Below are 13361 nucleotides of genomic sequence, written 5' to 3'. Positions count from 1 at the left end.
AAGCGGGTAGGGCAAAAGGGCCGGGCGATGAACCCAGCCCTTGCCGACGGCTCAGGCTCTGGGCAGGCTGATTTTTTTCTCTTCGCCGGCACGATACAACGTCAGCATGTGGCCGATATTCTGAACTTTTACCGCGCCGGTTTCACGAACGATGGCGTCCATGATCAGCTTTTTGACTTCCCTGTCTTCGGCGGCAACCTTGACCTTGATCAGTTCGTGGAAATTCAGGGCCAGATCGATCTCGGCCAGTACGCCTTCAGTCAGGCCATGCTGGCCAAGCAATACCACCGGCTTCAGGCTGTGGGCCATGCCTTTGAGGTATTGTCTTTGCTTATTAGTCAGGGTCATTGCAAAATGCTTCAGTTAATAGGTTGAAAGGGGACTATTGTACCCCCATCTAAGCTTCAATGGTAATAGCAGAGCGATAATTTAATGACTAAGAAAAAACGCTCGGCCAGCTCGACGCGCTGGCTCAAAGAGCATTTTGACGATAAATATGTACAACAGGCGCAAAAAAAAGGCCTGCGCTCGCGTGCCGTATTTAAACTGGAAGAATTGCAGGGGCGCGATCGTCTGCTCAAACACGGCATGACGGTGGTGGATCTGGGCGCGGCCCCCGGAGGCTGGAGTCAGTATTCGGTTGAACAGGTCGGTTTGAAGGGCAAGGTCATCGCCTGTGATTTGCTGGCCATGGACCCCATTGCCGGGGTCGACTTCCTGCAAGGCGACTTTCGTGACGAGGAAGTACTGAATGCGCTGCTGGAACGGGTAGGGGAAGACAAGGTCGATGTCCTGTTATCGGACATGGCACCCAACATGAGCGGTACCCCCGAGGTCGACCAGCCCAGATCCATGTATCTGGTGGAATTGGCACTGGATATGTGTCGTCAGGTGCTCGCACCCAAAGGCAGTTTTGTTGTAAAAGTGTTTCAGGGAGCCGGCTTCGATGAATTTCTTCTGGATGTTCGCCGGTCTTTCAGTTCGGTAAGGGTAAGAAAACCCGACTCGTCGCGACCCCGATCGCGAGAAGTCTACATTGTGGCTACAGGTTTTAAACTGTAGTACCCTGTCAAAGTCATAAACTGTCAGCCGGTGAGGTTAGTAATTTGAGTGACATGGCGAAAAATTTGATCCTGTGGTTGGTCATAGCCGTGGTGTTAATGTCGGTATTCCAGAGCTTTAGCCCGAGTGAGCCGAGTGGACGCCAGACGGACTATACCACCTTTGTACAGGAAGTAGCCCAAGGGCAAATTCGTGAAGTGCGTATGGATGGCAAGACCATCAACGGCGTAAAGCGCAGTGGTGATCGTTTCACGACTATTCTGCCTGCGCAGGATCCTCAGCTGCTGAATGATCTGCTGAACAACAACGTGCGGGTCGTGGGCGAAAAGCCGGAAGAACCGAGCCTGCTGACGTCTATCTTCATTTCCTGGTTCCCCATGCTGCTGTTGATTGGCGTCTGGGTGTTCTTCATGCGTCAGATGCAAGGCGGCGGCGGTGGCAAGGGTGCCATGAGCTTCGGCAAGAGCAAGGCTCGCCTGATGAGCGAAGATCAGATCAAAACGACCTTCGCCGATGTGGCCGGTTGTGATGAAGCCAAGGAAGACGTGACCGAGCTGGTGGATTACCTGCGTGATCCCAGCCGTTTCCAGAAGCTGGGCGGGCGCATTCCCACCGGTATTCTGCTGGTGGGCCCACCCGGTACCGGTAAAACCCTGCTGGCGAAAGCCATTGCCGGTGAAGCCAAGGTGCCTTTCTTTACCATTTCCGGCTCTGATTTCGTGGAAATGTTTGTCGGTGTGGGCGCGTCACGGGTACGTGACATGTTCGAGCAGGCGAAGAAATCTGCTCCCTGTATCATCTTCATCGATGAGATAGATGCCGTCGGTCGCCAGCGTGGCGCCGGTCTGGGTGGTGGTCACGACGAACGCGAACAGACCCTGAACCAGATGCTGGTAGAGATGGACGGCTTTGAAGGTAATGAAGGCGTTATCGTCATTGCCGCGACCAACAGGCCTGACGTGCTGGATCCGGCTTTGCTTCGTCCCGGCCGTTTCGACCGTCAGGTGGTAGTCGGTCTGCCCGATGTGCGTGGTCGTGAACAGATCCTCAAGGTGCACATGCGCCGTGTGCCGCTGGGTGACGATGTCAATGCCAGCGTCATTGCCCGTGGTACCCCCGGTTTCAGTGGTGCGGATCTGGCCAACCTGGTGAACGAAGCCGCGCTGTTTGCGGCTCGCTCTGCCCGTCGACTGGTATCGATGGAAGAGTTTGAAAAAGCCAAAGACAAGATCATGATGGGCGCCGAACGCCGCTCCATGGTGATGTCCGAGTCCGAGAAAGCGATGACCGCCTATCATGAAGCGGGCCACGCCATCGTTGGTCGTATGGTCCCCGAGCATGATCCCGTGTACAAGGTATCGATTATTCCTCGTGGTCGCGCCCTGGGGGTGACCATGTATCTGCCCGAACAGGATCGCTTCAGCTACAGCAAGCAGCATCTGGAGTCGATGATTTCCAGCCTGTATGGCGGTCGTCTGGCGGAAGAAATCATCTATGGTTTCGACAAGGTGACAACCGGTGCTTCCAACGACATCGAACGGGCGACCGAAATTGCCCACAAGATGGTGACCCAGTGGGGTCTGTCGGAAAAACTGGGTCCTTTGCTGTATGCGGATGAAGAAGGCGAAGTCTTCCTCGGCCGTACTGCCGCCAAGGTCAAGCACATGTCCGATGAAACCGCCAATGCCATCGATGCCGAGGTAAAAGACGTCATTCATCGCAATTTCGAGCGCGCCAAGCAGATACTGATGGACAACATCGATATTCTGCACGCCATGAAAGATGCCCTGATGAAGTACGAAACCATCGATGCCAAGCAAATCGATGATCTGATGGCACGTCGTGATGTGCGGCCACCGGCAGACTGGAAAGAAGAGTCTGACGACAAGCCGCAGGGACCGACGGCCAGCACCGGTGACAAGGATGCAGAGCAGACTGACAAAGACAAGTCCGGCACTGCGGATTTGAATAAGCCAGGTGATGCCACCAGCAACTGATAATTTATGATAAATTAGGCCCCGGACATCGCTGTCCGGGGCTTTTTATTTTGTGGGAACCTGTCGTTATGCTGTTATCAAGCGCATCCAGAAGTCTGGACTTATCCTCACCCCGTATCATGGGGATCCTTAATCTGACGCCCGACTCTTTTTCGGACGGCGGCCACTTTGTGGGTCATGATGCCGCCTTGCGCCATGCCTTGCAGATGGTCAAGGATGGCGCCACCCTGATTGACGTGGGCGGCGAGTCGACCCGGCCCGGCGCCGATGCGGTGGCCGAGCAGCAGGAGCTGGATCGGGTGATTCCGGTGCTGGAGCTGTTGCGCAAGGAGCTGGATTGCTGGATATCCATCGATACCAGCAAGGCGGGGGTCATGAGGGAGTCGGTCAGGGCCGGTGCGGATTTGATCAACGACATTCGTGCCCTGCGCGAGCCGGGTGCCTTGCAGGTGGCCGCCGACAGTGGTGCCGCCGTCTGCCTGATGCATATGCAGGGTCAGCCCAGAACCATGCAGCAGGCACCGGATTATGAGAATGTTACTCTCGAGGTGGCGGATTTTCTGCGGCAACGACTGCAGGCCTGTGAGAACGCGGGCATTCCCCGCGAACGACTCTGCCTGGATCCCGGCTACGGCTTCGGCAAGCGACTCGAACACAATTATGAGCTGCTGGGCAAGGTCGGTGAGCTGCATGCCCTGGGCCTGCCCTTGCTGGTCGGGATGTCACGCAAGTCGATGCTGGGACAATTACTGGATCGCGAAGTTGACCAACGTCTGGCCGGCAGCCTGGCGGCGCATTTGTTTGCGCTGAGTCAGGGCGCGCAGATATTGCGAGTGCATGATGTAAAAGAAATGTCCGATGCCATGCGGGTATGGCAGCAGGCAGCACAATATCAGGGATAATATAATGAGCAGAAAATATTTTGGCACCGACGGTATTCGCGGACGGGTCGGGGACTACCCCATCACCCCGGAATTTGTAATGAAGCTGGGTTGGGCCGCCGGCAAGGTGCTGTCTCGCACCGGTACCAAGAAGGTGCTGATTGGCAAAGACACGCGCATTTCCGGCTACATGCTGGAGTCGGCATTGGAAGCGGGTCTGTCTGCCGCCGGCATACAGGCGGCACTGCTGGGCCCGATGCCGACCCCGGCCATCGCCTATCTGACCCGTACTTTTCGTGCCGAAGCCGGTATCGTGATCAGTGCCTCTCACAATCCCTATTACGACAATGGCATCAAGTTCTTCTCTCATGACGGCACCAAGCTGCCGGACGAGGTGGAGCTGGCGATAGAAGCCATGCTGGATCAGCCGATGGACTGTGTTCCCTCCGAGCTGTTGGGCAAGGCCAGCCGCATCAACGATGCCGCCGGTCGCTATATTGAATTCTGCAAGAGCACCTTTCCTTCCGAAATGCACCTGGACGGCCTGACCATGGTGCTTGATTGCGCGCACGGTGCCACTTATCACATCGCCCCGGCGGTATTCGAAGAGCTGGGCGCCAGGGTGATCCGCACCGGCGTGCAGCCGAACGGCATCAATATCAACGATCAGGTCGGTTCAACCGCACCGGCGGCCCTGATTGCCGCCGTACAGCAGCATGGCGCCGACCTGGGCATTGCCTTCGACGGTGACGGCGACCGACTGGCGATGGTGGATCATACCGGCGCCTTGCTTGACGGTGATCAACTGCTGTATATCATGGCACGAGATGCCCATCGCCGAGGCACCCTGAACGGTGGCGTGGTGGGCACCCTGATGAGCAACATGGCACTGGAGCTGGCTCTGGCGGAGCTCGATATTCCGTTCAAGCGGGCGAAAGTAGGCGACCGTTATGTGATGGAGCTGCTGAAAACGCACGGCTGGAAACTGGGCGGCGAAAACTCCGGCCATGTCATCAGCCTGGATCACAACAGCACCGGTGACGGCATAGTTGCCTCATTGCAGGTGTTGCGTGCCATGGTCGATGAAGGACGCAGCCTGCATGAACTGGGGCAGGAGCTGACCTTGTATCCCCAGGTGCTGATCAATGTGCGCTTTCAGGCGGGTACCGATCCACTGGCCGACAGCGAAGTACTGCGGCGGGTGGCGAGTGCTGAAGAGCAGCTGGCCGGTGCGGGCCGCGTCTTGTTACGCAAGTCCGGTACTGAACCCCTGATTCGGGTGATGGTAGAAGGGGCCGACGCCGAGCTGGTACAGCGTCTGGCACAATATATTGCCGATGCGGTAGCATAATCCTGCGTGAGGCGTGAGGCGTGACGTTCCCCTCACGCTTCTCACCTTACACCTCACGGCTAAAAACGGTTGTTCAAGCATCGTTTTGTCTTCTTTTTATTCACTTGAATCTATTTTTTAAAATTGCGCTTGTATCCCGGCAAGGGTCTGGCTAGTATTAGCCCCGCTCCGGACAGCAGTCTGATGCGGGGCTCAGACGTCAAGCAAAGGTAAAGCTGATGTACGAAATTCTTTTAGTGGTGTATCTGCTTATCGCACTGGCATTGATTGGTCTGGTGTTGATTCAGCAAGGTAAGGGCGCCGATATGGGTGCTTCTTTCGGAGCAGGTGCGTCGAACACGGTTTTTGGCTCCGGCGGGTCGGGTAATTTCCTGACCAAAGCGACTACGCTGCTGGCAGCAGGCTTCTTTGTAGTGAGTCTGGTACTGGGCAATCTGTCCAGCAACAACACTCAGCAAGGAAGTGAATGGGAAGACCTTTCTGTACCACAGGTAGAAGAAAGCGTTATCCCGGGCGATGTTCCTGCCGTTAACAGCAGCGACGTTCCCGAATAAAAGGTTTTTGCCGAGGTGGTGGAATTGGTAGACACGCTATCTTGAGGGGGTAGTGCCTGTATGGGCGTGCGGGTTCAAGTCCCGCTCTCGGCACCAAGTTATAGTTAAGTTGAGATTCAGTCTCGAATTAACTATACTCTCGCACGGTTCGGACGCGGGGTGGAGCAGTCTGGTAGCTCGTCGGGCTCATAACCCGAAGGTCGTCGGTTCAAATCCGGCCCCCGCAACCAATCCTCACGTTTATCGCACACTATTCAATAGTCGGTACGGTGAACGGTCGCTGCGAGGCGACAGTCAGGGTACAGGTGAATAGCCCCGATTTGAAGATCGGGGCTTTTTGTTATCTGCACTTCAGCGCCGGTGTTACCGGTGCACATTCACTGGGCTGCGAGCCCTTTTTTTGTTTTCGGAGGGGTAGCTTTGGCTACATTGGAACAACGATTGACCGATATGCTGTCAGAGCCCGTAGAGGCTCTGGGCTTTGAATTGCTGGGGCTCGAGTTTGTACGCGCCGGCCGGCATTCGACCTTACGTTTGTACATCGACCATGAAAACGGTATTGAAGTGACTGATTGCGCCGAAGTCAGTCGGCAGGTCAGTGCCGTGCTCGATGTGGAAGATCCCATTTCTACCGAATATGATCTGGAGGTGTCTTCTCCGGGTATGGCTCGCCCCCTGTTCAAGCCGGCCCATTATCAGGCCCTTATCGGCCAGCAGGTAGAGTTATCCCTGCGCATGGCGGTGAACAATCATCGTAAACTGACCGGGCTTCTGGTGTCGGTAGACGACACCATGATCAGGGTGGAGGTGAACGGAACCGAATTTCCCATCGCCTTCGCCAATATCCAAAAAGCGCATCTGGTTCCGAACTTTGACTAACGAGGCAGTCGGACATGAATAAAGAAATATTGCTGGTTGTTGACGCCGTTTCTAACGAAAAGGCCGTGCCTCGCGAAAAGATTTTCGAGGCACTGGAAACCGCCCTGGCTACGGCCACCAAGAAAAAATATGAAGGCGAAATCGCAGTTCGGGTCGAAATCGATCGCAAGAGCGGTAATTTTGTTACCTATCGTCGCTGGCAGGTGGTGGAAGATCAGGAAGCCCTGACCAACCCCTACGGTGAAATCACCCTGGAAGCGGCACAGATTGACGAGCCGGAGATCCAGATTGGCGATTATGTGGAAGACGAGATCGACTCGGTCACCTTCGATCGCATCACCACCCAGACCGCCAAACAGGTTATCGTACAGAAGGTACGCGAAGCCGAGCGCATGCAGGTGGTGGAACAGTTCCAGGATCAGGAAGGCGAAATCATTACCGGTGTGGTCAAGAAGGCGACCCGGGATAACGTGATTCTGGATCTGGGCAGTAACGCCGAAGCGGTGATTTTCCGCGAAGACTTGCTGCCGCGGGAATCATTCCGTTCCGGCGACCGTATTCGCGGTCTGTTGTATGCGGTTCGTCCTGAAGCCCGTGGCGCCCAGCTGTTTGTCAGCCGCAGCCACCCGGACTTTCTGAAAGAGCTGTTCCGCATCGAAGTGCCGGAAATCGGCGAAGAAATTATCGAAATCATGGCCGCCGCCCGGGATCCGGGGAGTCGTGCCAAGATTGCAGTCAAGACCAACGATCGCCGCATCGACCCCATCGGGGCCTGTGTCGGCATGCGTGGCGCCCGGGTACAAGCCGTATCCGGCGAGCTCAGCGGTGAGCGGGTCGATATAGTTCTGTGGGACGACAACCCCGCCCAGTTTGTGATCAACGCCATGGCACCGGCAGATGTCGCCTCTATCATCGTCGATGAAGATGCTCATTCCATGGACATCGCGGTGGAGTCCGGCAATCTGGCTCAGGCCATCGGCCGTAACGGTCAGAACGTTCGGCTGGCAGCTCAGCTGACCGGCTGGGAACTGAACGTGATGACGGTGGAAGATCTGCAGAGCAAGCATCAGGTAGAAAGCGACAAGATCATGAATCTGTTTGTTCAGGACCTGGACATCGACGAAGATTTCGCCGCCTTGCTGATGGAAGAAGGCTTTTCTTCTCTGGAAGAAATTGCCTATGTGCCGGTCAGCGAGCTGTTGAGCGTCGAAGGCCTGGATGAAGAGACGGTGGAGGTGCTGCGTACTAGAGCCAAGGATGCCCTGACCACTCGGGCCCTGGCGCAGGAAGAATCATTCGAAGGGGTGGAGCCGGCAGAAGACCTGCTCGCACTGCCCTCCATGACCCGGGAGCTGGCGTATTCGCTTGCCGCCCGAGGTGTTGCGGATCTGGAAGAATTGGCAGAGCAGGGCATTGACGACCTTGAAGGAATTGAAGGTCTGAATGAAACCCTGGCAGGGGAGCTGATCATGGCGGCCCGAAATATCTGCTGGTTCGGAGACCAGAACGAAGAATAAGATCAGCGGAGGTAAATGAATGGCAGAAGTTACATTAACGCAGCTCGCCAGCGACATCGACACATCGGTTGACCGCCTTGTACAGCAGTTTCGCGAAGCCGGCATGGAGAAATCCACCGCCGACACCGTATCGGAAACCGAAAAGGCCGCCTTGCTGACGTTTTTAAAGAAACAGCATGGCGCTGACGATAAAGAGCCCAAGCGGATGACGCTGCAGCGCAAGACCATCAGCACCCTGAGCGTGCCGGTGGTCGGCGGCAAGAGTAAAGCCGTACAGGTTGAGGTGCGCAAGAAGCGCACCTATGTAAGACGTGACTCGCTGGAAGAGCAGCAGCGTCAACAGGAAGCAGAAGAGCAGGCGCGTCTGGAAGCAGAAGCACAGGCCCGGCGTGAGGCCGAAGAGCAAGCCAAACGCGAAGCCGAAGAGAAGGCCAAGCGTGAGGCAGAAGAACAAGCCAAGCGTGATGCGGAAGAAAAAGCCCGCCAGGCTCAGCTGCAAGCTCAAAACACCACAGAGCGGGGGGCAACCAAGCCCCAAGGCAAAGAGCAGAAGAAGGCGGACGATATGGCGAAGAGCGAAGCAGAAAAATTGAAGCAACAGCGTGAGCAGGAAGCCTTGCGCAAGGCCGAGCTGGACGCCCAGAAAAAGGCCGAAGAAGTACGCAAGCTGGCTGAAGAAAATGAAAAACGCTGGGCAGAAGAAGCCGCGGCGAAGAAGCCGGAAGACGCGGATTACCATGTCATGACCAACGAGCATGCCAAGGCCGCCGAAGACGAAGCCGATAAGACCGAAGAGCAGAAAGCGCGCCGTAGTACCGGCGGCAAGAAGCGCAAGGGTGGCAAAAACAAGGAAGATCGCGAAAATCGCGAAAGCCGCAACGAGCGTCTGCGTAAAGGCAAGCGCGCCAAGGTGATGACGCCCAACTCGATGAAACACGGCTTCCAGAAGCCGGTGCAGGCGGTTAACCGCGATGTCGAAATCGGTGAGACCATCAGCGTGGCCGAACTGGCCAACAAGATGGCCGTCAAGGGTGCCGCCGTCATCAAGACCATGATGAAGATGGGTGCCATGGTGACCATCAACCAGGTGATCGATCAGGAAACCGCCCAGCTGGTGGCGGAAGAGATGGGCCACAAGGTGGTTCTGCGTCGTGAAAACGAGCTGGAGCATAAGGTACTGTCGGATCGGGATACCGATGCCGAACGTCAGACTCGTGCGCCGGTGGTGACCATCATGGGTCACGTCGACCATGGTAAGACCTCGACCCTGGATTACATCCGTCGGGCCAAGGTGGCGGCCGGCGAAGCCGGTGGTATTACCCAGCATATCGGTGCCTATCACGTCGAAACCGACAACGGCATGATTACCTTCCTGGATACTCCGGGTCACGCCGCCTTTACCTCCATGCGTGCTCGTGGTGCCAGCGCCACCGATATCGTTATTCTGGTGGTGGCAGCGGATGATGGCGTGATGCCGCAGACCGTTGAAGCGATTCAGCACGCCAAGGCGGCGGGCGTACCGCTGATTGTGGCGGTGAACAAGATGGATAAGCCGGAAGCGGATATCGATCGGGTCAAGAGCGAGTTGTCTCAGCACGGCGTCATGTCGGAAGACTGGGGCGGCGAAAACATGTTCGTCTTTATCTCGGCCAAAACCGGTCAGGGTATCGATGAACTGCTCGAAGCCATTCTGCTGCAGGCGGAAGTACTGGAGCTGAAAGCCGTATACGACGGCATGGCATCCGGTGTGGTTATCGAATCCCGTCTCGACAAGGGTCGTGGTCCGGTTGCCACCGTGCTGGTACAGGAAGGTACGCTGAACCAGGGCGATATCGTACTCTGTGGTCTGGAATATGGCCGTGTTCGCGCCATGAGAGACGAGCTGGGTCGCGACATCAAGACCGCGGGTCCGTCCATTCCGGTTGAAATCCTGGGTCTGTCCGGTGTACCGGCAGCCGGTGATGAAGCTACCGTGGTGCGTGACGAGAAGAAAGCCCGTGAAGTGGCGCTCTACCGTCAGGGCAAGTTCCGCGAAGTGAAACTGGCACGTCAGCAGAAAGCCAAGTTGGAGAACATGTTCGCCAACATGACCGAAGGCGAAGTAGCCGAAGTCAACCTGGTACTGAAGGCCGATGTTCAGGGCTCCATCGAAGCGATTTCCGAATCGCTGCAGAAGCTGTCCACCGACGAAGTCAAGGTCAAGATCATTGGTACCGGTGTGGGTGGAATCACCGAAACCGACGCCAGCCTGGCGGCAGCGTCCAACGCCATCATAGTGGGCTTCAACGTGCGTGCCGATGCCTCTGCCCGCAAGATGATTGAAGCGGAAGAGATCGATCTGCGCTACTACAGCGTGATCTATGAACTGCTGGATGAAGTGAAGCAGGCCATGACCGGCATGCTGGCACCGGAGTTCAAGCAGGAAATCATCGGTCTGGCTCAGGTACGTGACGTGTTCCGTTCACCCAAGTTTGGTGCCGTGGCCGGTTGTATGGTCACCGAAGGCAACGTCAAGCGCAGCAACCCGATTCGGGTATTGCGCGACAACGTGGTCATTTACGAAGGCGAGCTGGAATCTCTGCGTCGCTTCAAGGACGATGTACAGGAAGTGCGTAACGGCATGGAATGTGGTATCGCCGTGAAGAACTACAATGATGTACGTGTGGGCGACCAGATTGAAGTCTTCCAAATCGTGGAAGTACAGCGCACCCTGTAAGGGCGACCTGTACCAGGAACCCCGGTTTCAGTACTGATAAATAAATGGGGGCCTTTGGCCCCCTTTGTCTTGGAAAGAGAATTATGGCCAGAGAATTCAGCCGTGCCCGCCGGGTAGGTCAGGAATTGCAGAAAGAAATTGCGATGATCCTGCAGCGGGAAATCAAAGATGATCGTCTCAAGCTGGTGACGGTATCCGGTGTCGAGTTGTCTCGGGATCTGAACTACGCCAAGGTGTTTGTTACCTTTCTGGAAAATGATCCGGAAAAAATCGAGCAGGGCATGAAGGTGCTTAAAGATGCCAGCGGCTTTATTCGCAGCCTGGTGGGCAAAGCCATGCGTCTGCGAGTCACGCCCGAATTACGTTTTGCCTACGACCAGAGCCTGGTCGAGGGGATGCGTATTTCTACCCTGGTTTCCAGCACCATTGCCGAAGACAATCGTCGTATGCAGGGCGGTAGTCAGGCAGATCAGGACCAGGATCAAGAGCAAGATCAAGAGAAGAAGGACTGAAGATGGGGCGTCAGCGTCGATTTCGTGGCCGTGAGGTAGACGGCATTCTGTTGTTGGACAAGCCAGCCGGCATTACCTCCAACGATGCCCTGCAACAGGTCAAGCGTATTTATGCCGCCGCCAAGGCGGGGCACACCGGTGCCCTCGACCCGCTGGCAACCGGCATGCTGCCGATTTGCCTGGGCGAAGCCACCAAGTTTTCCCAGTTTCTGCTGGAAGCGGACAAGCGTTACCGGGTGGTTGCCAAGCTGGGCGAGCGCACCGACACCAGCGATGCCGACGGCGAAGTGGTCGAGACCCGTCCGGTCAACGTCGCCATGGGCGATCTGATCGAGGCGCTGGATCGTTTTCGTGGCGAGAGCCAGCAGATTCCGTCCATGTATTCCGCGCTCAAATATCAGGGCAAACCCCTGTACCAGTATGCCCGTGAAGGCATCGAAGTGCCGCGGGAGTCCCGGCCCATCACCGTCTATGAGCTGACCCTGATCCGCTTTGAAGGCGATGAAGTGGAGCTGGAAGTACACTGCAGCAAGGGCACCTATATCCGTACCATCGTCGATGATCTGGGTGAAGTGCTGGGCTGTGGCGCCCACGTGACCGTGCTGCGTCGTCTTGCCGTGGCCGGGTACCCGAGCGACCGCATGCTGACGCTGGAGCAGCTGGAATGCATTCTCGAAAACTGCCGCACCCAGGAGATAGCGCCTCGCCTGGAGCTGGATCCGCTGCTGTTGCCGATGGATACCGCCGTCTCCACCCTGCCGGAAGTGAACATGTCCGAGCTGGTGGCCGGTTATATCAATCAGGGGCAGGCGGTGCAGGTTTCCGGCGCGCCGCTTGAAGGTTTTGTACGCATGACCATGGGTGACGAACATCGCTTTATCGGCGTCGGTGAAATCGACGAAGACGGTAAAGTTGCCCCCAAGCGCCTGGTGCGCTGAAACCACGACCTTGTCAACAGCAACGGGTCTTGCCGGGCTCGTTGCTGTTGCCGGCATTTTCTGGTTGCCAACATCGGCTTAACTGGTAGAATGCGCAGCTCGCTTTCCGGCTGAATTAGTGATCGGCTGGAAAAAACATTCATCTCTTTGGAGTAATAAGATGTCACTAAATGCTGAAACCAAAGCCCAGATCGTTGCTGATTTTGCTCGCGGCGAAGGCGACACCGGTTCACCTGAAGTTCAGGTTGCCCTGCTGAGCGCCCAGATCAACCACCTGCAAGGTCACTTCAAGCAGCACATCCACGATCACCACAGCCGTCGTGGTCTGCTGCGCATGGTATCCCAGCGTCGTAGCCTGCTGGACTACCTGAAGCGTAAAGACGTTGCGCGTTACAGTGCACTGATCGCCAAACTGGGTCTGCGTCGTTAATCGAGCATCCGGTTCAAGAAAAAGGGGCTTCGGCCCCTTTTTTGTTGCCTGATTTTTAGTGTGAGGGGTAAGGGGTGAAGCGTCAGGAGAAAAACACCGTGCCTGTGGGTCCGTTGTTTTGCGCCTTACTTGCTAATACCAATCTAAGTAAAAATGTGATCTATTTGAAACTGGATACTCGAGAAAACAGAGCCACCTCCCACGACACGCCACTGATAAATGACACTCACCGTTTCAGCCTGCTGCGAACATTCACTGGATGTTCGGTCAGGCTGCAACTGTTCGTCACAGCGAGACAAGCTCGCCCCTGAGGGCTCGGGAAATGCCGTCCGACCGCCAGGGATGGTGGGAGTGTCTGCATTGCAGGAGCCTTTGCTGGCCATGGCATTTCACGGTCGTGGCAGTCGATCTCTGTTGCCTCTTCTCGAGCACCGAGTTGTCTGTAGGCGACGCCAACAGGCAACTCCTTGGCATCAGGGAGGATAAAGGGATCTGCTCCGCCGACCCTCCGCGCCAAGGATGGC

12 protein-coding genes and 2 tRNA genes are annotated in these 13361 nt (G+C 56.3%); 13 read left to right on the top strand and 1 reads right to left on the bottom strand.

Going from position 1 to position 13361, the window contains the following annotated elements; genetic code table 11:
* Positions 1-51: 51 nt before the first annotated feature.
* Positions 52-348, bottom strand: a complete 297-nt coding sequence (gene yhbY / locus Q0753_RS08020; protein ID WP_298719258.1) for a ribosome assembly RNA-binding protein YhbY — start codon at positions 346-348, stop codon at positions 52-54.
* Positions 349-432: 84 nt separating this feature from the next.
* On the opposite strand from yhbY, the gene rlmE reads away from it, so the two are divergent.
* The 13 genes from rlmE (at position 433) to rpsO (ending at position 12837) form a co-directional block, all read left to right on the top strand.
* Positions 433-1062, top strand: coding sequence for a 23S rRNA (uridine(2552)-2'-O)-methyltransferase RlmE (gene rlmE, locus Q0753_RS08015; protein WP_298719257.1), 630 nt, complete (start codon positions 433-435; stop codon positions 1060-1062).
* A gap of 44 nt (positions 1063-1106) precedes the next feature.
* The gene (gene ftsH, locus Q0753_RS08010) at positions 1107-3059 is read left to right on the top strand and encodes an ATP-dependent zinc metalloprotease FtsH (RefSeq protein WP_298719255.1); all 1953 of its coding nucleotides are present in this window, start codon (positions 1107-1109) and stop codon (positions 3057-3059) included.
* Positions 3060-3127: 68 nt separating this feature from the next.
* Complete coding sequence (gene folP, locus Q0753_RS08005) at positions 3128-3961, top strand: dihydropteroate synthase (protein WP_298719253.1); 834 nt, start codon at positions 3128-3130, stop codon at positions 3959-3961.
* Positions 3962-3965: 4 nt separating this feature from the next.
* The gene (glmM, locus tag Q0753_RS08000) at positions 3966-5291 is read left to right on the top strand and encodes a phosphoglucosamine mutase (RefSeq protein WP_298719251.1); all 1326 of its coding nucleotides are present in this window, start codon (positions 3966-3968) and stop codon (positions 5289-5291) included.
* A 218-nt stretch (positions 5292-5509) separates the two neighbouring features.
* Positions 5510-5845 carry a preprotein translocase subunit SecG gene (gene secG / locus Q0753_RS07995; protein ID WP_298719249.1) on the top strand — a complete coding sequence of 112 codons (336 nt, stop codon included), beginning with the start codon at positions 5510-5512 and terminating at the stop codon, positions 5843-5845.
* Between the two features lie 9 nt (positions 5846-5854).
* Positions 5855-5941 (top strand) — tRNA-Leu (locus tag Q0753_RS07990).
* 57 nt (positions 5942-5998) lie between these two features.
* Positions 5999-6075: transfer RNA gene (locus Q0753_RS07985), tRNA-Met, on the top strand.
* 190 nt (positions 6076-6265) lie between these two features.
* Positions 6266-6724: a ribosome maturation factor RimP gene (gene rimP / locus Q0753_RS07980; protein ID WP_298719247.1), complete on the top strand. Its 459-nt coding sequence runs from the start codon at positions 6266-6268 to the stop codon at positions 6722-6724.
* Positions 6725-6738: 14 nt separating this feature from the next.
* The gene (nusA, locus tag Q0753_RS07975; protein ID WP_298719246.1) at positions 6739-8241 is read left to right on the top strand and encodes a transcription termination factor NusA; all 1503 of its coding nucleotides are present in this window, start codon (positions 6739-6741) and stop codon (positions 8239-8241) included.
* Between the two features lie 19 nt (positions 8242-8260).
* A complete protein-coding gene (gene infB / locus Q0753_RS07970) occupies positions 8261-10957 on the top strand; it encodes a translation initiation factor IF-2 (RefSeq protein ID WP_298719244.1) in 2697 nt (898 codons plus the stop codon).
* 83 nt (positions 10958-11040) lie between these two features.
* Positions 11041-11469 (top strand): 30S ribosome-binding factor RbfA, encoded by a 429-nt coding sequence (gene rbfA, locus Q0753_RS07965; RefSeq protein WP_298719242.1) that lies wholly within the window; start codon positions 11041-11043, stop codon positions 11467-11469.
* A 2-nt stretch (positions 11470-11471) separates the two neighbouring features.
* Positions 11472-12407, top strand: a complete 936-nt coding sequence (gene truB, locus Q0753_RS07960) for a tRNA pseudouridine(55) synthase TruB (protein WP_298719241.1) — start codon at positions 11472-11474, stop codon at positions 12405-12407.
* A gap of 160 nt (positions 12408-12567) precedes the next feature.
* Positions 12568-12837, top strand: coding sequence for a 30S ribosomal protein S15 (gene rpsO, locus Q0753_RS07955; RefSeq protein ID WP_298719240.1), 270 nt, complete (start codon positions 12568-12570; stop codon positions 12835-12837).
* The last annotated feature ends 524 nt before the right edge of the window (positions 12838-13361 follow it).

It is taken from the genome of uncultured Oceanisphaera sp. (genome assembly GCF_947495715.1).
GTDB classification, from domain to species: Bacteria; Pseudomonadota; Gammaproteobacteria; order Enterobacterales; family Aeromonadaceae; genus Oceanimonas; species Oceanimonas sediminis.
The sequence above is the reverse complement of the archived record's forward strand: the minus strand, read 5'-3'. Positions and strand labels throughout refer to the sequence as shown.

Coding starts and splice junctions, on each gene's coding strand:
- yhbY (WP_298719258.1), bottom strand. CDS start 348: ATGACCCTGACTAATAAGCAAAGACAATACCTCAAAGGCATGGCCCAC.
- rlmE (WP_298719257.1), top strand. CDS start 433: ATGACTAAGAAAAAACGCTCGGCCAGCTCGACGCGCTGGCTCAAAGAG.
- folP (WP_298719253.1), top strand. CDS start 3,128: ATGCTGTTATCAAGCGCATCCAGAAGTCTGGACTTATCCTCACCCCGT.
- glmM (WP_298719251.1), top strand. CDS start 3,966: ATGAGCAGAAAATATTTTGGCACCGACGGTATTCGCGGACGGGTCGGG.
- secG (WP_298719249.1), top strand. CDS start 5,510: ATGTACGAAATTCTTTTAGTGGTGTATCTGCTTATCGCACTGGCATTG.
- nusA (WP_298719246.1), top strand. CDS start 6,739: ATGAATAAAGAAATATTGCTGGTTGTTGACGCCGTTTCTAACGAAAAG.
- infB (WP_298719244.1), top strand. CDS start 8,261: ATGGCAGAAGTTACATTAACGCAGCTCGCCAGCGACATCGACACATCG.
- rbfA (WP_298719242.1), top strand. CDS start 11,041: ATGGCCAGAGAATTCAGCCGTGCCCGCCGGGTAGGTCAGGAATTGCAG.
- truB (WP_298719241.1), top strand. CDS start 11,472: ATGGGGCGTCAGCGTCGATTTCGTGGCCGTGAGGTAGACGGCATTCTG.
- rpsO (WP_298719240.1), top strand. CDS start 12,568: ATGTCACTAAATGCTGAAACCAAAGCCCAGATCGTTGCTGATTTTGCT.